The sequence below is a fragment of the Devosia sp. genome (genome assembly GCF_048261455.1).
In the GTDB taxonomy this organism is placed as follows: domain Bacteria; phylum Pseudomonadota; class Alphaproteobacteria; order Rhizobiales; family Devosiaceae; genus Devosia_A.
Genome location: NZ_JBLXGA010000003.1, coordinates 239,480 through 259,768, shown reverse-complemented (window position 1 = coordinate 259,768; position 20,289 = coordinate 239,480). Strand labels below are relative to the sequence as shown.

At 64.3% G+C, this 20,289-nt stretch carries 18 protein-coding genes; 9 read left to right on the top strand and 9 right to left on the bottom strand.

Annotated features, from left to right (window positions below; all coding sequences use genetic code 11):
• Positions 1-110 precede the first annotated feature (110 nt).
• Together ACN0TK_RS05160 and ACN0TK_RS05155 are read left to right on the top strand one after the other, a co-directional pair.
• On the top strand, positions 111-665 hold the full coding sequence (locus ACN0TK_RS05160; protein WP_417308448.1) for an RNA polymerase sigma factor: 555 nt from the start codon (positions 111-113) through the stop codon (positions 663-665).
• Positions 662-2,761: a YfbK domain-containing protein gene (locus ACN0TK_RS05155; RefSeq protein WP_417308383.1), complete on the top strand. Its 2,100-nt coding sequence runs from the start codon at positions 662-664 to the stop codon at positions 2,759-2,761. The genes ACN0TK_RS05160 and ACN0TK_RS05155 overlap by 4 nt, the downstream gene beginning before the upstream one ends.
• Before the next feature lie 88 nt (positions 2,762-2,849).
• Here ACN0TK_RS05155 and ACN0TK_RS05150 read toward each other — a convergent pair whose 3' ends face one another.
• Both ACN0TK_RS05150 and ACN0TK_RS05145 read right to left on the bottom strand, forming a co-directional pair.
• Positions 2,850-3,800: a ring-cleaving dioxygenase gene (locus ACN0TK_RS05150; RefSeq protein WP_417308382.1), complete on the bottom strand. Its 951-nt coding sequence runs from the start codon at positions 3,798-3,800 to the stop codon at positions 2,850-2,852.
• Positions 3,801-3,899: 99 nt separating this feature from the next.
• A complete protein-coding gene (locus tag ACN0TK_RS05145) occupies positions 3,900-5,621 on the bottom strand; it encodes an alpha/beta hydrolase (protein WP_417308381.1) in 1,722 nt (573 codons plus the stop codon).
• 130 nt (positions 5,622-5,751) lie between these two features.
• Between ACN0TK_RS05145 and ACN0TK_RS05140 the strand changes: the two genes are divergently transcribed.
• Positions 5,752-6,993 (top strand): putative DNA modification/repair radical SAM protein, encoded by a 1,242-nt coding sequence (locus tag ACN0TK_RS05140; protein WP_417308380.1) that lies wholly within the window; start codon positions 5,752-5,754, stop codon positions 6,991-6,993.
• Complete coding sequence (locus ACN0TK_RS05135) at positions 6,993-8,468, top strand: UdgX family uracil-DNA binding protein (RefSeq protein WP_417308379.1); 1,476 nt, start codon at positions 6,993-6,995, stop codon at positions 8,466-8,468. The genes ACN0TK_RS05140 and ACN0TK_RS05135 overlap by 1 nt, the downstream gene beginning before the upstream one ends.
• Here ACN0TK_RS05135 and ACN0TK_RS05130 read toward each other — a convergent pair.
• Both ACN0TK_RS05130 and efp read right to left on the bottom strand, forming a co-directional pair.
• Positions 8,459-8,833 (bottom strand): pentapeptide repeat-containing protein, encoded by a 375-nt coding sequence (locus tag ACN0TK_RS05130; protein WP_417308378.1) that lies wholly within the window; start codon positions 8,831-8,833, stop codon positions 8,459-8,461. The genes ACN0TK_RS05135 and ACN0TK_RS05130 overlap by 10 nt on opposite strands.
• A gap of 148 nt (positions 8,834-8,981) precedes the next feature.
• On the bottom strand, positions 8,982-9,554 hold the full coding sequence (gene efp, locus ACN0TK_RS05125) for an elongation factor P (protein ID WP_417308377.1): 573 nt from the start codon (positions 9,552-9,554) through the stop codon (positions 8,982-8,984).
• 164 nt (positions 9,555-9,718) lie between these two features.
• Between efp and epmA the strand changes: the two genes are divergently transcribed.
• From epmA to ACN0TK_RS05110, 3 genes are all read left to right on the top strand, one after another.
• A complete protein-coding gene (gene epmA / locus ACN0TK_RS05120; protein ID WP_417308447.1) occupies positions 9,719-10,771 on the top strand; it encodes an EF-P lysine aminoacylase EpmA in 1,053 nt (350 codons plus the stop codon).
• Complete coding sequence (locus ACN0TK_RS05115) at positions 10,768-11,820, top strand: lysine-2,3-aminomutase-like protein (RefSeq protein WP_417308376.1); 1,053 nt, start codon at positions 10,768-10,770, stop codon at positions 11,818-11,820. Before epmA ends, ACN0TK_RS05115 begins: the two co-directional genes overlap by 4 nt.
• 122 nt (positions 11,821-11,942) lie before the next feature.
• The gene (locus ACN0TK_RS05110) at positions 11,943-12,071 is read left to right on the top strand and encodes a ubiquinol-cytochrome c reductase iron-sulfur subunit N-terminal domain-containing protein (RefSeq protein ID WP_417308375.1); all 129 of its coding nucleotides are present in this window, start codon (positions 11,943-11,945) and stop codon (positions 12,069-12,071) included.
• A 203-nt stretch (positions 12,072-12,274) separates the two neighbouring features.
• On the opposite strand, the gene ACN0TK_RS05105 is transcribed toward ACN0TK_RS05110, so the two are convergent.
• The 5 genes from ACN0TK_RS05105 to ACN0TK_RS05085 all read right to left on the bottom strand — a co-directional run bounded on the left by ACN0TK_RS05105 (position 12,275) and on the right by ACN0TK_RS05085 (position 18,472).
• On the bottom strand, positions 12,275-14,290 hold the full coding sequence (locus tag ACN0TK_RS05105; protein WP_417308374.1) for an aldo/keto reductase: 2,016 nt from the start codon (positions 14,288-14,290) through the stop codon (positions 12,275-12,277).
• 97 nt (positions 14,291-14,387) lie between these two features.
• Entirely contained in the window at positions 14,388-15,101 is a 714-nt protein-coding gene (locus tag ACN0TK_RS05100) for a TfuA-like protein (protein ID WP_417308373.1), read from the bottom strand.
• The gene (locus ACN0TK_RS05095; protein WP_417308372.1) at positions 15,098-16,309 is read right to left on the bottom strand and encodes a YcaO-like family protein; all 1,212 of its coding nucleotides are present in this window, start codon (positions 16,307-16,309) and stop codon (positions 15,098-15,100) included. The genes ACN0TK_RS05100 and ACN0TK_RS05095 overlap by 4 nt, the downstream gene beginning before the upstream one ends.
• The gene (locus ACN0TK_RS05090) at positions 16,306-16,524 is read right to left on the bottom strand and encodes a hypothetical protein (RefSeq protein WP_417308371.1); all 219 of its coding nucleotides are present in this window, start codon (positions 16,522-16,524) and stop codon (positions 16,306-16,308) included. Before ACN0TK_RS05090 ends, ACN0TK_RS05095 begins: the two co-directional genes overlap by 4 nt.
• A gap of 22 nt (positions 16,525-16,546) precedes the next feature.
• Positions 16,547-18,472 carry a hypothetical protein gene (locus ACN0TK_RS05085; RefSeq protein WP_417308370.1) on the bottom strand — a complete coding sequence of 642 codons (1,926 nt, stop codon included), beginning with the start codon at positions 18,470-18,472 and terminating at the stop codon, positions 16,547-16,549.
• A 224-nt stretch (positions 18,473-18,696) separates the two neighbouring features.
• On the opposite strand from ACN0TK_RS05085, the gene ACN0TK_RS05080 reads away from it, so the two are divergent.
• The gene (locus ACN0TK_RS05080; RefSeq protein ID WP_417308369.1) at positions 18,697-19,182 is read left to right on the top strand and encodes a MucR family transcriptional regulator; all 486 of its coding nucleotides are present in this window, start codon (positions 18,697-18,699) and stop codon (positions 19,180-19,182) included.
• A 537-nt stretch (positions 19,183-19,719) separates the two neighbouring features.
• Complete coding sequence (locus tag ACN0TK_RS05075) at positions 19,720-20,247, top strand: gamma carbonic anhydrase family protein (RefSeq protein WP_417308368.1); 528 nt, start codon at positions 19,720-19,722, stop codon at positions 20,245-20,247.
• The last annotated feature ends 42 nt before the right edge of the window (positions 20,248-20,289 follow it).

Sequence of the window (20,289 nt, the reverse complement as noted above, 5' to 3'; positions counted from 1 at the left end):
GGCGCTGAATCGCAAAAACTTCTGTTTGCACCCCAAGCATCACGTTGCAGCGCCCGTCTCAGGTCTACAATAACGCTTGAGAGCCAACAGTGAGACGGTCTTCAGCCCTGATGCCGAACCTCGTCGATGCCGGAGCGGCAGCGCCGCAACAAACTGATGAAGCGCTGATCGCCCTGGCGGTCGGCGGCGATCGGCAGGCGTTTTCGCAGCTGGTGGCGCGGCACTATGATTTCATCTTCCGCACCGCCTGCAAGTGGAGCGGCAAGGTGTCCGATGCCGAGGATATCGCGCAGGAGGTCTGCGTGAAGCTGGCGAGCGTTCTGAAAAGTTTCGACCGCCGCAGCGCCTTCACCAGCTGGCTCTATCGCGTCACGCTGAACGCGGTGCGCGACATGCAGCGGTCGCGGTCGCGTCGCAGCCGTCATACCGACCGCTATGCGGAGGTGACGCCGGATGCCTATCTGCCCGACCAGGAAGATGCAGCGGCGTCCCGTCAATTGTGGGAGGCAGTGCGCAAATTGCCCGGACAGCAACGGGATGCGGTGCTGCTGATCTATTCGGAGGGACTGAGCCACGCCGAGGCCGGCGTGATCATGGGGTGCAAGGAAGCAACCGTCTCCTGGCATGTCCACGAGGCCAAAAAGACCCTAAGGGGGCTTTTATGAGCAACGAAATGCACGATGATGAACTGGCCAAACTGGCCCGGATGACCCCACCCACCGCTTCGGATGCGGCGCGCCAGCGCGCGCTCGATGCTGCCATGCTGGCGTTCGACGCCGAGCAGGCGAAGGCATCGGCTCCGCAGGTTTCTGCCCAAGGTTCCGCTGCAAGCGGCCGTCTCAGCTCCATGTTTGCGAGCTTGAGAAGGACATTCGCGATGGGCACCATGAACACACGGCTGAGCTATGGGCTCGGCACTGCGGCGGTGGCACTGCTGCTGCTGCCGCTCGGCTATCAGCTCTATTCGTCGACGGCGATGTCGCCGCTGGCACCCCAGGCCACGGTCAAGGCGCCGGCCCCGATCAAGGCCACCGAGACGCCCGAAGTGGTGGCAGATGTGCCGATGGCGACAACAGATGTCGCTCCTAAGGTGGAAGCAGAGTCTGCAGCACCTGCTGATGACCTGGAAAGCCAAAGCGACGGTCTGGCAGAAGCCGTGCCCTCTGTTGCGCCGGCGCCGCAATTGCGGGCGCGGGAAGAGACGTCGTCTGCGGTTGCACCGAGAATGATGGCGCCGCCGGCATCAGCTCCGGCGGGCGCCATGGTCCGCAAGCCGGCACCGGCTATCGCTTTTTCAGACGAGACCATGATGCCGCCGCCCGAGGTCAATGGCGACATGTTCACCGATTTCGACGAGTCGCCGGTCAAGGTGACGGCGGAACAGCCGGTGTCGACGTTCTCGATAGACGTCGATACCGCGAGCTATGCCTATGTGCGGCGCGCCCTGGGTGATGGTTACCTGCCGCCGGCCGATGCCGTGCGGATAGAAGAGCTGATCAACTATTTCGACTATGCCTATCCCGGGCCCGACAGCGCCGAGACGCCGTTCCAGCCTTCGGTCGCGGTGTTCCCGACGCCGTGGAACCCGGAAACGCAGCTCGTACGGATCGGCATCAAGGGCTATGTGCCGCCGCTGGACGAGAGCAAGCCGAAGAACCTGACATTCCTGATCGATACGTCGGGCTCGATGGACGATGCCGACAAGCTGCCACTGTTGAAGCGCGCCTTTGCGCTGCTGGTCGACCAGTTGGGGGATACCGACACGGTATCGCTGGTCGCCTATGCCGGTTCGGCCGGCGTCGTGTTGCCGCCGACGGCGGCCAGTGACAAGGCGGCCATTCTCGGGGCGCTCGACCGGCTCTACGCAGGTGGCTCAACCGCGGGTGCGGCAGGCATCGAGCTCGCCTATGATCTGGCCGAACAGAGCTTTGTCGAAGGCGGTATCAACCGGGTGATCCTTGCGACCGATGGTGACTTCAATGTCGGGATCGACGATCCCGACCAGCTTGTCGATTTCATCAAGACCAAGCGTGACGATGGCGTGTTCCTGTCTGTCCTGGGCTTCGGCTCCGGCAATCTGGGCGACGATACGATGCAGGCGCTGGCCCAGAACGGGAACGGCAATGCCAGCTATATCGACAGCTTCAAGGAAGCGCAGAAGGTGCTGGTCAGCGAGATCGGCGGCACGCTCGAAACCATCGCCAAGGACGTGAAGATGCAGGTCGAGTTCAATCCGGGCGTCGTCTCGGAGTATCGGCTGATCGGCTACGAGACCCGGGCGCTTAACCGCGAAGACTTCAACAACGACAAGGTCGACGCAGGCGACATCGGGGCGGGGCATACGGTGACGGCGCTCTATGAAATCACGCCGGTCGGCTCTAGTGCCCAGCTCAATGCGCCTTTGCGCTATGGCACTGAGGTGGCTCCCGAGGCCGACGACAATGGCGAGATTGGCTATCTCAAGCTGCGCTACAAGCAGCCCGAGGCGAGCGAGAGCCAGCTGATCGAAATGCCGATTGCCGAGGATATCGCCGCGGCATCGCTGGCGGCGGCCTCCGACGACTCGCGCTTTGCCGCGGCCGTCGCGGCCTTCGGGCAAAAGCTCAAGGGATCGGTTTACGGTGGCACGATGCGCTGGAACGAGATCCGGGCGCTGGCCCAGGGCGCGCGCGGCGAGGACGAGGCTGGCTACCGGGCCGAGTTCGTGCAGCTGATCGATCTGGCGAGAGCCTTGGAGCCCGATCCGAACATCCGCGACTGACGGCGCAAGAACAGCGCCGTCAGCCCCCCTCGGCGTTGAGAGCGCGGTTCCGCTGCTGACGGAGCCGCGCTCGCACTATTGCGTCCCGTCAGAGCGGCTGGAGGCCGGCTTCGATTTCGGCGCGGCGGGGTTCGAGGAAGGGCGGCAGGGCCAGGCTTTCGCCGAGGGTTTCCAGCGGCTCGTCGGCGGTAAAGCCGGGGCCGTCGGTGGCGATTTCGAACAGGATGCCGTTGGGCTCGCGGAAGTAGAGCGAGGTGAAGTAATAGCGCTCGACCTCGCCAGAGCTGCGCAGGCCGAAGCTGGTGGCGCGGCGAACCCACTGGTCGAACTCGGCCTTGTCGGGCGTGCGGAACGCGACGTGGTGCACGCCCCCGGCGCCCTGACGGCCCATGGACATGCCCGGGTTGACTTCGACATGCAGCTCGGCCGCAGCGCCGCCTTCACCCATTTCGAACACGTGGATGGCGCCGTTTTTTTCGCGGGCGGGGTAGGTACGCACCTCGCGCATGTTCATCACCTTGGTCAGCACCGGCTCGGTCCGGCCAAGATCGGGCACGGAAATGGTGATCGGTCCGAGCCCCAGGATCTGGCGCTCGGTCGGCACCGGGCTTTTTTCCCACGGATGGCTTTCGCCCGCCGCCGGATCGACAACGAGGCGGAAGCGCTGGCCCTCGAAATCCTCGAAATCGAGAGACAGGTGGCCGGCGCGGTCCTTAATGTTGGACGACATGACGCCGTTCTCCGACAGATGGGCTTTCCACCAGTCGAGATCGTCGGCTGTGCGGACGCGCAGGCCCGTCCGGTTGATCGAGTGGGTGCCGCGCCGCTCCGGACCGGTGGGAAAATCGAAGAAGGTCAGATCGGCGCCGGGGGAAGCAATGCCATCACCATAGAACAGGTGATAGGCGCTGACGTCGTCTTGGTTCACGGTTTTCTTGATCATCCGCATGCCCATGACGCGAGTGTAGAAATCGGCATTGCGCGGGGCCTGCGCGGTGATGGCGGTCAGGTGGTGAATGCCCTTGAGTTCGAGAGTCATGCTTGCCTCCTCATAAATCCTGTTGCCCGATAGGTAGGGTAGGCAAGCGCTTGACGGTAGTGCCCCTCGGCTGATGGATCGTTCGTCAATCGCGAACGGTCACGAGCGAAACAGACGCTCCAGAGCGGCCTCAATCGCCATGCGCTGTTCCGGCTCGGCCTCGGGAAAGGCGCTCTCGATGGTCGCCAGCGCGTCGGACAGGTTGCCGATCTTCTGGCCGCGCAACAGGCGCAGGGCACTGAGCATGGCGTTGCCATCGCATAGCGTCGGCTCGAGGCTCCACTCGGCCGAGGTCGTATCGACTGGGCTTGCCGTCATGCCGCAGCGCCGGTCCGGCGGCGCGTCGCGCCAGAACAGCGACAGGATATCGGTCAGCGCTGAGGTGTCGTTGGCGAAATAGGAATGGGCCAGCATGTCCGCGCCCAGCACCGACATGTCGATGCTGTCGATGTCCTGCGGCATGGGGATGCCGGCCGTACCCTCGCCAGCGCGCGGGGCGCCACCGTTGAGCTGGTGGGAGGCCCGCAGCGCCCAGTCGTTCTTCGAGGTGTAGAGCGTCATTCGGCCGACCGCCGGGCGGATGGTCTGCACCATGTTGGCGAAGAGGCCCGCATCGAGATCTGGCGCCGTGAACAGCACCTGGTCGAAGGCCGGCGGCTCGCCGGCGTGGCGCAGCGCAAAGAGCTCCAGCGCTTCGGTCAGCGCCCGGTTGCCCATGGAGTGGGCGATGAGATGGATACGCGTGGCGCCGGTGTCGGCGACCACGTCATCAAGAAAGCGCGTCAGGTAGCGGCCCGACAGCTGCACCACGGCGCCATCGGCGAGATACCCAAGGATCGAGCCCTGTGACGGCCAGGAATAGAGGATCGGCAGGCCGTCGAAATCCATGTCGTAGGCGATCTGCGCGGTGCGGCGCACGGCATCGACAAAGCTGGTGTTGAAGCCATGTACGAACACGAAGGCTTCGTTGGTCTGTTTCTCGGCGAGATGCTCGCGCATGGCGGCGAAGGTCGCTGCCTTGTCGGCAGGGGTGATGGCCCGCAGCATGACGTGCTTGTCGGGGTCTTCGACGACGTCGAAGCTGAAAATGTCCGGCGCTTCGAGTGCTCCGGCGACGTGAATATCGGGGATCGAAACCTCGGCTGTGCCATAGGTCACGGGCCCGCGGTCGCCAGTATAGACATCGGCCAGCCGCGGGCTGTCGGTCAGCGCGCGGTTCGTCGCATAGTAGATGCGGACCAGTGCGTGCGCCGCGCCGACCTCACGCTCGCCGACGGCGGCGGACAGATCGATCTGTGACCTTTTTTGTGCCTGCAGTTGCTGGCGCATGCGGGCCGAGGGCTCTTCGGCAATCAGCGCGTCGGTCGTGGCATCCAGCGGGTTGGTCTCCGGTGCAAGGCCATTGGCTGCGTCGATCCGGATGGCATTGACATAGGCCTCGAGCGCGCGGCTGCGCTCCCCCAGCTGCTGCCAGATCTCGGCGCTTTGCTGCCACGTGGCCGCGACGTCTGTGGCGCGCGGACCGAGCCGCTGCGCTTGCGCCGAGGCCAGCTTCTCGAGCGTTGTGGCGGCGTCCACGGGCCGGTCAAGCTGCAGGTAGAGGCCGGCGAGGCGGCGCAGCAGGTCCTCGGTGGTTTCGCCGTCGGTTTCAGCGGCAATCGCGGTTTCAAGACTGGCCACCGCGTCGCCTGGGCGGTCGCCCGCCAGAGCCTGGGTGATCTCCAGCTCCAGCACCGGGCTTGCGGCGCGCGCAGCGCTGCCCGGCAGCAGGGCGAGGGTGAAAAACGGTACGAGCCAGGCGATCGAATGTCTGGTCAACATGCGGCAATTCCCATCAGCGCGGTCGGATGTCATCAACTCGCGCAACAGTTACAGCAAATCATGTCTTTTTGTGTAGGCGCGAGATTTTGCGACAGGGTAGGGTGCGGCAGGAACAAACAAGGAACATGCCGTGGTTCAGCTCAGCCTGCAGCGCAAGCTCGCGATCCTCAGCGACGCGGCGAAATATGATGCGTCCTGTGCCTCGAGCGGCACCACGAAGCGCAATAGTTCGAAGACGGGCGGCATCGGGTCGACCGAGGGGAGCGGCATCTGCCATTCCTATGCGCCGGACGGGCGCTGCATCAGCCTGCTGAAGATCCTGCTGACCAATTACTGCAGCTACGACTGCGCCTATTGCATCAACCGCTCCTCGTCCAACGTGCAGCGGGCGCGGTTTTCGGTCGAGGAGGTCGTCGGCCTGACGCTCGATTTCTATCGGCGCAACTACATCGAAGGCCTGTTTCTCAGCTCCGGCATCATTCAGTCCGCGGACTACACGATGGAGGAAATGGTGCGGGTGGTGCGCACGCTGCGCGAGACGCATCGTTTTGCCGGCTATATCCATCTCAAGGTCATCCCCAATGCCTCGGCGGACCTGTTGATCGAGGCGGGAAAGTGGGCCGATCGCCTGTCCACCAATATCGAGCTGCCGACCGATGCCAGCCTTGACCTGCTGGCACCGGAAAAGCGTCCCGGCGAAATCCGCACCGCGATGGCGAAGATCAACCACGCCCGCACCGAAAGCCGTCCGGATGGCAAGGTGGCGGGACGGCGCAAGCCGACGCGGCTGGCCCCGGCCGGGCAGTCGACGCAGATGATTGTCGGTGCCGACGGCAGCAATGACGCCATGGTGCTGCAGCGCAGCGCGTCGCTTTACGCCGGGTACGGGCTGAAGCGGGTCTACTACTCGGCCTTCTCGCCCATCCCCGATGCCAGTTCGCGCCTGCCGCCCGCCGCGCCACCCTTGCTGCGCGAGCATCGCTTGTACCAGGCCGACTGGCTGCTGCGGTTTTACGGCTTCAATGTCGATGAAGTGGTGTCGGGCGGCACGGATGGACAGCTCGATCTGGCCGTCGATCCAAAGCTCGCCTGGGCCTTGAAGAACCGCGGACGGTTTCCGGTCGACGTCAACCGGGCGCCGCGGGAACTCCTGCTGCGGGTCCCGGGGCTCGGGGTGCGTGTCATCGACCGCATCCTGACGACACGGCGCGAGCATCGGCTGACGCTGGCCGATCTGGCGCGGATGAGCGGGGCGATCGACAAGGTCAGGGCCTTCGTCGAAGCGGCGGACTGGACGCCGGGCGGGCTGACCGACGATGCGCGGTTGCGCGCCAAGCTGGTGCCGCCGCCGCAGCAGATGGAGCTTTTCTAATGCGGCTGGTGCGCCTGACTGCGCCAAATGACTTTGCCGAGTGGCGCGGCGCGGCGCGCAAATTGCTGCTCGACGCGGTGCCGCCAGAAGAGGTCTTCTGGCAGGGGCCGGGCGCGGCAGAGGATCTGTTCGGCGATGGCGAAGGGCCGGAGCAGGTCAGCACCCGCAAGGTGGGCACCGTGCCGCAACGCTTCATCGAGTGGGCCGAGGCGGGGATCTGCCACAGCGATCCCGAGCGGTTCGCGCTGCTCTATCGGCTGCTGTGGCGGCTACAGCGCGATCCCGGGCTGATGCAGGTGCGTTCGGACCCCGATGTCGGGCGGCTCGACCGCCGGGTTTCGGCCGTGCGGCGCGATGCGCATAAGATGAAGGCCTTCGTGCGTTTCCGCACGGTCGGGAGCGGTGAGGCCGAGCGCTATGTCGCCTGGTTCGAGCCCGAGCATTTTGTCGTCGAGCGCGTGGCGCCGTTTTTCGCGCGGCGCTTCGCGGGGATGCGCTGGGGTGTGGTGACGCCCTATCGCTCAGCTTTCTGGGACGGGGAGGCGCTGGCCTTCGGGCCGGGCGGCAGCAAGGCGGACGTGCCTTCTGAGGATGCGATGGAGGACGTCTGGCGGACCTATTATGCGTCGATCTTCAACCCGGCGCGGCTGAAGGTGTCGATGATGAAATCGGAGATGCCGGTCAAATACTGGCGCAATCTGCCGGAGGCCGAACTGATCCCCGAGCTGATCCGCGGCGCCCGGGACGCCGAGGCCGAAATGGTGGCGCGGCAGGCCAACCAGCCTTCGGCCAAGCACCTGCGGCGAAGCGCCCGGCAAGCGGAACTGCCCGCAGCGCAGGACGCAGAGATCGCCACGCTGCCGGATGCGCGCGCCGCGATCGGCGGGTGCCGGCGGTGTCCGCTGGCGGAGATGGCGACGCAGCCGGTGTTCGGGGAGGGCCCTGAGACGGCCGACATCATGTTCGTCGGCGAGCAGCCCGGCGATCAGGAAGATCTGGCGGGCAAGCCCTTTATCGGGCCGGCGGGCCAGGTGTTCGACAGGGCCATCGCAAAAGCCGGCATTCCGCGCGAGCGGGTCTATGTCACCAATGCGGTCAAGCACTTCAAATTCGTGCCGCGCGGCAAGCGGCGCCTGCACCAGAAACCGAATGCGGGCGAAATCTCAGCCTGCCGTTTCTGGCTGGATCTCGAGCGCGAACTCGTACGGCCAAAGCTGATCGTCACCATGGGCGCAACGGCGGTGACGGGCGTGCTCGGGTCAGGCCATACGCTGGCCTCGGTGCGGAGCCGCGTCACCATTCTGCCCGATGGCAATCGGCTCTACGCGACAGTGCATCCGTCCTATCTGTTGCGCATTCCGGATCGCGTGCGGGCGGCCGAGGAACAGGCGCAGTTCGAGGCGGACATGACGGCCATCTGGCGCCTGGCGCAGGATCTGATGCCGGAGGCGCCGGCGGCGCTGGCTCAGCCCTGAGATCGGCGATAGGCGGCCAGCAGATCGGTCACCAGAATGCCATCGATGGTCGCGCCAGACAGATCCACATTGGTGAAGCTGGCGCCTCGCAGATTTGCGCCGTCGACCGTCAGCCTGGAAAGATTGGCATTGCTGATGCTGCCGTCCGACATGTTGATATTGTCGAAGCTGGCACCCGCGAGATTGATGTCGTCGAAGCTGGCTGCGGCCATATCGCAATCGGCAAAACGCGCCTTGCTCAACACAGCGTAGAATCGCGCGTTGGCGAGATTGACGCCATCGAAATGGCACTCCCGCATATCGGCGTGGGCGAAGTGCCGGTTCCGCATGTCGGCCCCATCGAAGGCGTCGTCTGTGCTGCTCATCGACCTCTGCCCTGCTTCATACAGGCCGACTGCAGCACGGCGAACCGACAGGGGCAACCACCAAAAACGGAACGGCCAGCTACCAGGTCAGCCGGCCGAAAGATCTCAAATCGCGCGCAGCCTCAGGGATGGGCTGCGGCCATCGTCATCAGTCTTTGGCGCGCTCGACATAGCTGCCGTCGGCGGTCATCACCACGACGCGGGTGCCAACGCCGATGTGCGGCGGCACGGTGGTCTTGATGCCATTGTTGAGAACGGCCGGTTTGAACGAGGAGGACGCCGTCTGGCCCTTCACCACGGGCTCGGTCTCGACAATCTCGAGGGTGACGCGCTGCGGCAGTTCGACCGCCAGCGCGGCGCCTTCGAAGGTCTTTAGGCTGACAACCATGCCGTCGACCAGATAGGCGGCCTGATCGCCGATCACGTCGTCGGAGACGGCGATCTGCTCATAGGTGTTGGGCTCCATGAAGTGGTGGCCCTCACCATCGCTGTAGAGGAACTGGTAGTTGCGATCGTCGACGTCGGCCTTTTCCACCATTTCTACGGTACGCCAGCGGTTGGTCACCTTGGTGCCGTCCGAAATGCGGCGCATGTCGATCTGCGTCACCGAGTTGCCCTTGCCGGGGTGGATGTTCTCGGCGGTGAGAATGACGTAGAGCTTGCCATCGTCGTGCTCGACGACGTTGCCCTTGCGGAGCGACGAGGCAATGACCTTGACCATGAGTTCTTCCTTGTTCGAGCGGGTTCGTCGGCCTAATTGGAGCGGCGATAGGCCGGGCCGGACGCGCGATAGTGCTGTTGTGGTGTCGCCCGATACCGCAAATTCGCGCAAACTGCCAGTCCCCAACCCCCGCTAAAGAGCAGACATTGTCGTCAACGTCCCCAATACCTGAAGCTTCTCCGTGGTGGACGCCATCGGTCCATGCCGACCGGCGCCCGGCGCTGATGGCGCGCAATCGCATCGAACACGCGGTGCGCGGCGACCTGATGGAGGCGGGGTTCCTGTTCGTCGATCCACCCGGCCTGCAGCGCTCGCCGGGCAATGAGACGCATCTGCATGCCTTTGCGACGACGGCCATCGGCAATGACGGCGCGGGGGAGCAGCTGTACCTGCACACATCGCCCGAATTCTCGATGAAGAAGCTGCTGGCGGCGGGCGAGCGGCGGATCGCCAGTTTCGGGCACGTTTGGCGCAACCGCGAGCGCAGCGCGCTGCACCATCCCGAATTCACCATGCTCGAATGGTACCGCGCAGAGGAGCCGTATAGCGCCGTGATGGACGATTGCGTGCGGCTGGTGCGCCTTGCGGCAGCAACCAGTGGCGTTGCGGAACTACGCTGGCGGGACGCCGTCTGCGATCCGCTCGCCACGCCCGAACGTCTTAGCGTCGCCGAGGCCTTTTCGCGCTATGCCGGGATCGACCTCATGGCGACGATGGATGCGGATGGTGTGGCTGATGCCGATGCGTTGGCCGAAGCGATGCGGGCCGCGGAGATCGCAGTGCCGCCCGCATATACATGGAGCTACCTGTTCAGCCTGATATTGGTCGACAGGGTCGAACCGCATCTCGGGCAGGGGCGGATGACGCTGCTCGATCACTATCCGGCTTGCGAGGCCGCTCTGGCGCGGCGCCTGCCGGAGGATCGGCGCGTGTCCGAGCGTTTCGAGCTCTATGCCGCGGGCGTCGAACTCGCGAACGGCTTCGGCGAATTGACCGACCCGGTGGAGCAGCGGACCCGCTTTGAAGCGGAAATGGACGAAAAGCAGCGGCTCTATGGCGAAAGCTATCCGCTGGACGAGGACCTGCTGGCGGCCCTGCCGCTGATGCCGGAGACGGCCGGTGTGGCGCTGGGGTTCGACCGGCTGGTCATGCTGGCGGTCGGCGCGCGGCGGATCGAGGATGTGCTGTGGGTGCCGGTGGCGGGAGGCAACAGATGAAACCGGATCGTACGCTGAGAACCGCAGGCGACCTCGTCGATGCCGGGTTGCTGGCGCCCGAGCTGCAGGCCGAGGCCTCCGCGGTCGCTGAGCGCTATGCCATTGCCGTGACGCCGGTGATGGCCGGGCTGATGGCGCGGGGCGATGCCGACGATCCGATCGCGCGGCAGTTCATTCCCGACGCGCGGGAACGCGACACGACACCCGAGGAGCGGGCCGATCCGATCGGCGATCTGAGCCATTCGCCCGTCGAAGGGATCGTTCACCGCTATCCAGACCGCGTGCTCTTGAAGGCGGTGCATGTCTGTCCGGTCTATTGCCGCTTCTGTTTCCGCCGCGAAATGGTGGGCCCCGAGGGGCTGGGCACCCTGAGCCCGGAGGCGCTCGACGCCGCCATCGCCTATATCGCGGCGCATGAGGAGATCTGGGAGGTGATCCTCACCGGCGGCGATCCGCTGGTGCTGTCGGCCCGCCGGCTCGCGGACCTGATGGCGCGGTTGCAGCCGATCGCCCATGTAAAAATCGTCAGGTTTCACACGCGTGTGCCGGTGGTGGCGCCCGAGCGCGTCGACGCCGCGCTGATCGCGGCGTTGAAGGCAAGCGGCAAGTCCACTTATCTCGCAGTTCACGCCAATCACCCGCGCGAATTCACTCCTGAGGCGCGCGCGGCGATCGGGCAAATCGCCGACGCCGGCATTGCGCTCATCAGCCAGTCGGTGCTGCTCAAAGGCGTCAATGACGATGTCGCGGTGCTGGCCGAACTGATGCGCGGCTTCGTTGAGCTCAGGGTGCAACCCTATTACCTGCATCACCCCGATCTCGCGCCCGGCACCGCGCATTTCCGGGTCGGGCTCGATGAGGGTCAGGCGCTGGTCGCGGCGCTGCGCGGGCGCATCTCCGGGCTGTGCCAACCCACCTATGTGCTCGACATTCCCGGCGGCCACGGCAAGGCGCCAGTGGCCGCCGGCATGGTCACCGAGACGGGCACAGGCTGCTACGCCGTCACCGACTGGCGCGGACAGACGCACACCTATCCTCCGGGCCGTTGAGCTTTCCCGGTGCTACAGCAAATGCAGTAGACATCTGCCACATTGATTTGCTCAATACTCCCCAGGTGCACGTGTGCAGAGGCAAAAACGTCCGTCACGTCGCCCGAAACGGGAGGATGCTTATGAAGAGACGTGACTTTTTCAAATCGGCCACGGCTGCAACGGCTGGCGCCGCTGCCGCAGGTCTTGCCGCCCCGGCGATTGCGCAGGGCAACATAACCTGGCGCATGGTCACCACCTGGCCGGGATGATCAAGCAGTGTTGATTGCCGTGCCGCCGCCGAATGGCCGTGTGCGGGCGGGGCGAGGACACACCAATCTCTCTTCAAGATCCTCGACGTCGACGCGACGACTGTGGGTGGCCCCAATCGTCGTGAGATGGCAGGCATTGGTTTCAGCGCCTGCCATCCTGAAGTGCTGGGCTCCCCCCTCCGACGTGGGAGAGGGGCGCGGGATCAGGCGCCGCTATCGAGCCAGGTGACCTGTTCGGGGGTCAGCTTGATGTCGAAGGCTTTGAGGCTGTCTTCGAGTTCGACGAGGCGGCGGGGGCCGATCAGCGGGATTGAGGGGAACTCCTGCGTCAGGGCCCAGGCGAGCGCCACATGGATCGGGCTCTTGCCGAGCTTTTCGGCCAGTTCCACGGCGCGATCGCGGCGGGCGAAGTTGCGCTCGTTGTACCAGCAGCGGACGAGTTCGGGATTGCCGGTCTTGTCGCGTCCGGCGCTGTTCGTGAAAAAGCCGCGCGCCTGGCTCGACCAGGAGAAGTTGGGGATCTGGCGGTCCTTCAGCCAGCTCTTCCACTCATCGGTCGAGGCGGTGACGCAGCCGGCCCAGACGGGGTCGAGCATTTCGGCCAGCGCGTAATTGTTGCTCAGAGCGCCGGGGCGCTGCTTGCCGGTGCGGTCGGCATAGGCGATGGCCTCGTCGAAGCGCTCGCGGGTCCAGTTCGAGCCGCCATAGGGGCCGCGAATCCGGCCCTTTTTGACCTCGGCATCCATCGCGTCGACGAACTCGCCCACCGGCACGTCCAGATTGTCGCGGTGCATGAAGTAGATGTCGACATAGTCGGTCTGCAGCCGGTCGAGGCTGACGTCGAGCTGCTTGGAGATGACATCGGGATAGCAGAGCGGCGAGTGGGCGCCCTTGCCGATCAGCACGGCCTCGTCGCGGGTGCCACGGCTGGTGTGCCAGTCGCCGAACAGCTTTTCGGTGGTGCCGCCGCCGTAGACGAAGGCGGTGTCATAGAGATTGCCGCCTTGTTCCCAGAAGGCATCGAGTAGAATGGCGCCCGATGCGAAGCTGCGGAAATCCTCAAAACCCAGCGCCACGGCCGAAGCCTCTTTGTCGAGGCCCGGAATTGCGCGCTTGGGAATGGTCGTGCCGCCGGAAGCCAGCGGACGCCCCGACAGGGTGTTGACCCGGTGCTTCGGGGTTTCGACCGCATAGACGATGCCGGCGTCGGCGCGCCACTGGTCGAGGGTCCGGGCATTGCCGAGACTGTCGGCCCAGCTCATGCCGGGGCTCTCGAATTCCTGACGTCCGGCAGCCACGGCTTCGGCGACGGCGTCGGCCTCGAAGGCATAAAGGTGCTTTTGCTTGTCGACCGTGTGGGTGGTGGTCTCGCCGTCGTTCATGATGACGTCGATACGGCCGTCACCGCCGGTGCGGTCGCCATTGGCGAACCAGAAATCCGGCACTTCGATGCGGCCCTTGCTGCCGAGAATGCGTAGCATGTTGTCCTGATTGACCAGAACCGAGCAGCTGACCTCGGCGATGATACCGTTGTCGAACTGCAGTAGCGCGGCGGCCCAGTTGTCGGTGCCCTCGGCGTTGAGGGTCGCCATGCCGGAGACCTTCACGGGGTCGAGGAAGGGCTTGCCGGATGCGGCACCGGCAACAAAGCGGGCGATGGAGACGGTATAGCCGCCCACGTCGAGAATGCCGCCGCCGGCCATCTCGCTGGCGAAAATGCGGTGCGCCGGATCGAACGATCCCATCTGGAAGCCGAAGCTGGACTTGATGGCACGCACTTCACCGATGGCGCCGGAGTGCACAAGATCCCACAGCAGTTTGGTGTGCGGGAAGAGCCGATACATGAAGGCTTCGCCGGCGAAGGTGCCGGCCTTGCGATGGGTATGGAACACGGCGTCGGCTTCGAAGGCGGAGAGCGCCATCGGCTTTTCGATCAGCACGTGCTTGCCGGCCTCGGCGGCACGGATGGCCCATTCGGCGTGGCTCGGGTGCGGAGTGGCGATGTAGATCGCATCGACCTCTGGGTCGGTCAGAAGCGCTTCATAGCCATTGAAGACACGGCATTCGGGAAACTGTTCGGCCAGACCAGGCTTTTCGGGATTGCGGGTGGCGATGGCCACCAGCTCGCAGTGTTCGGAATCCAGTACACCGCGCCGGAAGTCGCGGGCGATGGCGCCGGGGCCGATGATTCCCCAACGCAGTTTGGTCGTCGTCGTCATGATAGTCTCCCTCGTGGCGGTGTCAGAACGAACCGCCCGGTGTTTCCCCTGGGTCCGATATGCCGCACTTGGACGCCGAGTTCCAGTGCAGATGCGCTCAGGCCGGTGTCGAGGCCGCGAGAAAATTGCGCCAGGGTTCTGAGGCGACGAACTGCCAGCCGGGCCTTGGGCCACGGCGATCGGGCAGGGCGCGTAGCCGGGCGACCAGTTCCAGTGTGTCCCGCTGCTTGAGGCGGACGCGGCAGCTCTCGTAGCCCTCAAGGACGCGATTGCGGTCCGTCTCGGGCCAACCGGCGTGTTCCAGCACAGCGCCCAGCTCACGATCCGTGAAATAGAGGCGTCGGGCCGCTGCCGCGAGGTTCAGTGCTTCGGCTGGGCTGATGTGGCCGGCTGCGGCCATGGCCCTGAGCGTCGCTTCGATATCCACCAGGGGCTCGCTCAGCGGCACATAGCCCAATTCAGCCGGGCCATGCGCGAGGCAGACGTCGGCATCATCGTCGCGCCGGCCGGTCACATAGTCGGCGGCGATTTCGCCGACCGGGATCATTCCGAAGGCGTGGCATTCTGCGACGCGCAATGCGCCGATCGAGGCGGCGCCCAGCACGGTTACGCCTTGCGACAGGGCAAACAGGATTTCCTTGTGCCAGACCGAGGGGATGAAGCCGAATACGCCATCGACAAGCCCGATGCCGGTCGCGCCATCCATCACGGCGCGATAGAGGTCGCCCTGACGTGCCGGCGGGCGCAGGTCGAGGCCGGCCGGATCGAGCGTCTGCCCATAGAGCGAGGGCCCGGCGAACAGCGTTTTCACAGGAACCCCAGCATGGCGGACGCGGCGCGACGGCCGGCGCGCCAGTGGCGATTGGTCAGGCGGTCCTCGAGCCCCGGCACGAAGGCTTTCAGCACGAAGATCCCCAGCGCTTCGCCGCCCAACGGGACCGAGATGATCCGGTCGAGTTTTCGGGCCTTGAGTGCCCCAACCGTCGCCGCCAGCCAATCCGCCTCGCAGGTCTCAGGTCCCAATAGATGCGGGACGGGTCTGGTCGGGTCCAGCGGTTCGGTAAGGACTGCGATGGAGCGGGTGAGGGCGCGCCCGTAATCTACGGCTTCGAAATCGTCCCTAGCGCCGGCGATATTGGTGACGCGGGTCTGGGCGGCCTCGACAATGGCGCGCCGCGCCGCGATGGTTGCCACCGGGTGACTGCTCGCGCCAGTGGTGACGTCATGATGATATTGCGTGCCGCCATCAGGAAAGAGCGCCGCGTAGACGGTCGGGATGCCCAGGTCGGTGGTCTGGTCGAAGAGGTGAATGGCAAACCCTGCCGCGGCAATTCGTGCGGTAAGCTCGTCGATCTCGGGATCGGCGAAGGCGGCCGGAGAAATGGCGGTGGCCCGCGCCTGGGTATCCGATTTGAAGCCCCAAAGACAGACAGCGTCGCGTTCTATCAGCTCGCACAGGGCATGCAGCAGGGCGCCGTCATGGGTGCGACCGGCGGCGATGCCATTGGTGGATTGGACGATATCGGGCAGATCGTCAGGCGGAGGACCAAGGGCGACCGCGTCGAAGGGCACGAACATTTCTCGGCCACTCACCATGTCGTTTCCGCCGAGCCAACGGATCGGCTGCGCGTCATCAAGGACGTGGTTGCGCGGCAGCAGGCTGGCAACATCGAGCCCATCGCGACCGGCCGCCTCCAGATCTGCGCCACTCATGCGGTGGATTGGGACTGTGGGTGCTTCCGCCAGTGCGTATTCGGCCGCTTCCATAATAGCCGAGACGCGAGCAGTGGTGTCGGTCAGGCCCTTGCCCTGATGGCTGGCAATCGTTGCCGAATTCGGCCGGATGGCCGCAAAGCAGGGGATGCCGATGCGGTCGAGATGGGTCTGCCGCGCCAATCTGGTGATGCCGAGCGCCGGCAGATGCTTGTACAACTCATCGAGCAGTTGCTCCGCGTGACCCGCGGCCCCGCGGTCGGTCGAAACCGCCGCGGGGTCGTGGTCAATGCGGGCGAGACTCACCGGGTCTGATAGTGCCAGACAGCGCTGGCATCGTCGCGCTGGCCAGCGGCCACGGCAATGTCGATACCTTCATACATGGTGCCGCCATCGGCGAGCGCAGACTGCACGGTTTCGGGCACGACCGACGCCTGATCCAGCGGCGTGACGGTCATCATCTGGGTGTCGACGACCAGCAGTTCAGAGGAACCTTTTTGACCAATGATCACATAGCGCATCGTAATTCTCCTTTTTGGGGTGTCATTTGAACCCGGCCTTTCGCAAGGCCTCCAGGTAGAGATCGACGTCTGCCGGATCGCGTTGCGGCATGCGGGAAATCCAGTCCGACGTCACGAAATCCGGCTGTTCCTCAAGAGCAAGCAGCCGGTACTTCCTCGCCAGGTCCATCTGCCCTGCCATCGCAGCCGAAGCTGCCATGAGCCGCAGCGCAGGATCCTGATTCTGCATTTGGGTGAGGTGGCTCAGCGCCTCCTCCCACTGGCCGAGGAAGAAACTGATGCCGCCCAGCGTCCAGATGTACTCGTCGGGTGGCATCGGATTGAGTCGCAGCGCGGCGTCGATCTTCTGCCGGGCTGCGACGAAGTCGGAATTGTGCACCAGGGTGTCCGCATAGTCGGCGAGCACATCGGCGTGGTTCGGGGCGAGATGCGCGGCCCGGTCCAGATGCTCGAGACTGAGATCGAGGTCCCCCTCGAACAGGGCGACCCGCCCGAGCTCGCGATAGGCCGTACCATCCGTTGGGTCGATCGCCACGGCGCGCTCGGCATGCAGCTTGGCCTTGTCGAGCAGTGCGTTGTCCGAACCCGAGCGAAGCACCCATTCGACGACGTAGCTGCGGGCCATCGCGCTTTCGAGGCTGGCAACTTCCGGCTCGATCTGTCGCGCGTGCTTGAAAGACTGGCGGGCACGGCGGATCTTGGGCAGTTCGAAGCTGCGCATGTTGTGCCGGCCGGCCAGGTAATAGCCATAGGCGTCAGCGTCGCGGGCGGTGCGGGCCCGCTGAAGTTCGGCGGTCTCGATGGAATCGGCCAGCGCTACCGCAATGCCGTTGATCATGTCCCAATAACGGTCGGCAGCCAGCTCGCTGCCGAAGGCGAACTTGTTCATCCACACGATTTCGCGTCCGGAGCTGCGCACCAGACGAATGGCAAGCTGCAGTTCACCGGTCGCGAAGTCCGGTGCAATCCGACTTTCCACAGCATAATCAATGGCGTGGGCACGTACCTCATCAAGCGCGCCGAAGGGGTCGAAGTGCCAGGCCGAATGCGGAGCGATGGGGGCAATGGACTTGAGGCGCGACAGCCCCATCGTCACGTCTTCGATCAGCGCCGGCGCGAGGTGCTTGGGCAGCGCCGAAGCGCGTGCTTCCAGCAGCGGGGGTAGCAGCACGACGCGCGGCACGATGGCGCGACGGTATGGCGTTTCACGCGCCTCGACACGCGGGGCTGCAGCGACGCTCGGACGCGCCGTGGTCGGTGGGTCGACGAGCGCGCTGGTTTCGGGGTCGACCGCGCCGCCCCGCGTCACATAGGTGCTGATCAGCCGTCGTGCGGCGGGAACATTTCCCTCCGCCAGATAGAGCTGCACATGGGCCCGACAAACGTCGTCCGAATAGTGGCGTATTTCGGCGAGGCGGTTCAGCGCCGCATGGGCAGCCGGTCCGCCAAGTCGTTGCGCCGCAATAATAACATGGCTGGCGAACTGATCTTCAAGTCGCGCGCGTTCCGTCAGCAACCACTTTGAGAATTCGTCTTCGAGGTCTGTTATTCCGGCCAGCAGTTCGCCGCGCCAGAAGCCCATGAGGCGTTCCAGCTCGGTCGGTTCGGTGACGGACCTGATGCGGCCGATCTCACGCAGATCAAGCAGAATGGACTGGCTCAGCTGGATCTGGGTGCCGTTGGCCGCGAACAGTTCGAAGTCGAATTTCGACTCGATGCCGCGCGTGTGCATCAACATCTGACGAAGATTGTTGCTGGCCTGCTTTTGCAGGCCGCCCTCACGGTTCCAAAGTCGTTCTGCAACAATCGCACGGCGGGCATGGCCGTGAAATTCAAGATAGAGCAGCGCCGCCAGAGCATAGGCCTTCTGGCGCAGCTCAACGGTTGTGCCATCGGCAAGCTTCAGTGCCGGCGTTCCGAGCAGTTGGAGTGTGACTGTTTCTCGCACGTAAGGTTAATCCGTCCTCAGCGGTGGTTATGATGTGAAGAGACTTCTCTTGACGAAGTAAAGCGATCAGCGTACCGACATAACGCTGACATAACGCTGGCAAGTATGTTTCTGTCCGGCTCGGCTGCTTTACAGCACAGTAGGGCGTCGTCGACTGGGTTTGACATCGGGTTTGCAAGCGCAGTGTCTCGCGCATCGCCCACGTAAACAAAGTAGAGGAAACAATGCCCGCTATACAAGCAAATACAGATGATCAGGATAAGGCTTCCGGCGTGTCGAATGACTTCGTCTCGGTGGAAATCGCAGCCTCGATCGTCGAGGCATATGTTAGCCACAATGCAATCAGCGCTGCCGACCTGCCTCGCTTGATTACCGACGTGCATCAGACGCTGCTGCGTATAGGCGGCGAGAAAGAGGACGTGCAGGTCGAGCGCAAGCCAGCGATTTCCGTGCGCAAGTCCATCACGCCGGAATACTTGATTTGTCTCGAAGATGGTAAGAAATTCAAGTCGCTGAAGCGTCATCTTCGGACCCAGTACAATATGTCTCCCGACGAATACCGGGCCAAGTGGGGTCTGCCGGCAGACTATCCCATGGTGGCCCCGAGCTATTCGGAAGCGCGGTCGCGTCTTGCTAAGGACATCGGACTTGGTCAGAAGCCGAAGGCAACCTCCCCTGGGCGTTCTCGCCGTGCGGCCAACGTCGCCTGATTGCTGACAGGCGGGCTGGCAATGATGATTGCGCACGCACCTTCGAGTGGGCGCGGAGCGTGCGCGTAACATTGCAGACCGTTTCCGCCGGACGCCTGTCTGGCTGGATAGCGACATTTACCTAATAAGTCTTTGATGGGTATGTCGTTTATGATGACTTGGATCAAGGGCCGACACCGTCAGGAGACGATGCCGGCCCTAAGTTCGTCGGCGGCCCTGGGAAGTCGCACCGACGTTGCACGCGCGGAGGTCATTGCACGTACCGGTCGCTCCGCTGGGGCGGAAACGACGCGCACAGGAGCGTGGGGTCCCTGCATCTTGCACCATATTCCGGGGCCCGTGATCTGGCCGTTATCTACGTAAATGACCGGATCGATGCGCTTAGCTTTCGCAGGTCTGAAAATGGCAGCGGGTTGGAGCGGTCGCTTGTTCTGCGCCCTTGCCAGTTCATGCCATTCCAAAGCGAGGCTTTGGCGGCTAGGACTCTCCCGTTAGCTTGAGCCAGTGGGCTCTCCTCGATGCACGCGGTGAGACAGGATGCCGATATACGCTCTCGATGGCGTTGCGCCCCAGCTGGCGGCGGACGCGAACTTCATTGCACCGGATGCGGTGGTGATCGGCGCCGTGACGCTGGCGCGCGACGCCAGTATCTGGTTCGGGGCGATGCTCAGGGGCGACAATGAGCGCATTACGGTCGGCGAAGGGACCAATATCCAGGACCAGTGCATGCTGCACACCGACATCGGCTATCCGTTGACCATCGGGCCCGGTTGCACGATTGGGCACAAGGCCATGCTGCACGGTTGCACCATCGGCGAGAACAGCCTCGTCGGGATGTCCGCCACGGTGCTCAACGGTGCCGTGATCGGTTCCAATTGCCTGATCGGCGCCGGAGCACTCGTGACCGAGGGCAAGCAGATCCCGGACAATTCGCTCGTCGTCGGCATGCCGGCGCGCGTGGTGCGCACGCTGACGGACGACGAGATTGCCGGGCTCAAGCGCTCAGCCGAGCACTATGTGGCTAACGGTCGGCGGTACATCGCCGGTTTGAGCGTCGTGAGCTGAGCCCCGCAACCAGCGTGCGGTGCGATTGCGTCGGTCCAGCGG

Bases quoted from the DNA above. Each gene is read 5' to 3' on its own strand.
- ACN0TK_RS05115 (WP_417308376.1), top strand. From the start codon at position 10,768: ATGAAACCGGATCGTACGCTGAGAACCGCAGGCGACCTCGTCGATGCC.
- ACN0TK_RS05090 (WP_417308371.1), bottom strand. From the start codon at position 16,524: ATGCGCTATGTGATCATTGGTCAAAAAGGTTCCTCTGAACTGCTGGTC.
- ACN0TK_RS05080 (WP_417308369.1), top strand. From the start codon at position 18,697: ATGCCCGCTATACAAGCAAATACAGATGATCAGGATAAGGCTTCCGGC.
- ACN0TK_RS05150 (WP_417308382.1), bottom strand. From the start codon at position 3,800: ATGACTCTCGAACTCAAGGGCATTCACCACCTGACCGCCATCACCGCG.
- efp (WP_417308377.1), bottom strand. From the start codon at position 9,554: ATGGTCAAGGTCATTGCCTCGTCGCTCCGCAAGGGCAACGTCGTCGAG.
- ACN0TK_RS05075 (WP_417308368.1), top strand. From the start codon at position 19,720: ATGCCGATATACGCTCTCGATGGCGTTGCGCCCCAGCTGGCGGCGGAC.
- ACN0TK_RS05155 (WP_417308383.1), top strand. From the start codon at position 662: ATGAGCAACGAAATGCACGATGATGAACTGGCCAAACTGGCCCGGATG.
- ACN0TK_RS05135 (WP_417308379.1), top strand. From the start codon at position 6,993: ATGCGGCTGGTGCGCCTGACTGCGCCAAATGACTTTGCCGAGTGGCGC.
- ACN0TK_RS05145 (WP_417308381.1), bottom strand. From the start codon at position 5,621: ATGTTGACCAGACATTCGATCGCCTGGCTCGTACCGTTTTTCACCCTC.
- ACN0TK_RS05105 (WP_417308374.1), bottom strand. From the start codon at position 14,290: ATGACGACGACGACCAAACTGCGTTGGGGAATCATCGGCCCCGGCGCC.
- ACN0TK_RS05160 (WP_417308448.1), top strand. From the start codon at position 111: ATGCCGAACCTCGTCGATGCCGGAGCGGCAGCGCCGCAACAAACTGAT.
- ACN0TK_RS05110 (WP_417308375.1), top strand. From the start codon at position 11,943: ATGAAGAGACGTGACTTTTTCAAATCGGCCACGGCTGCAACGGCTGGC.
- ACN0TK_RS05130 (WP_417308378.1), bottom strand. From the start codon at position 8,833: ATGAGCAGCACAGACGACGCCTTCGATGGGGCCGACATGCGGAACCGG.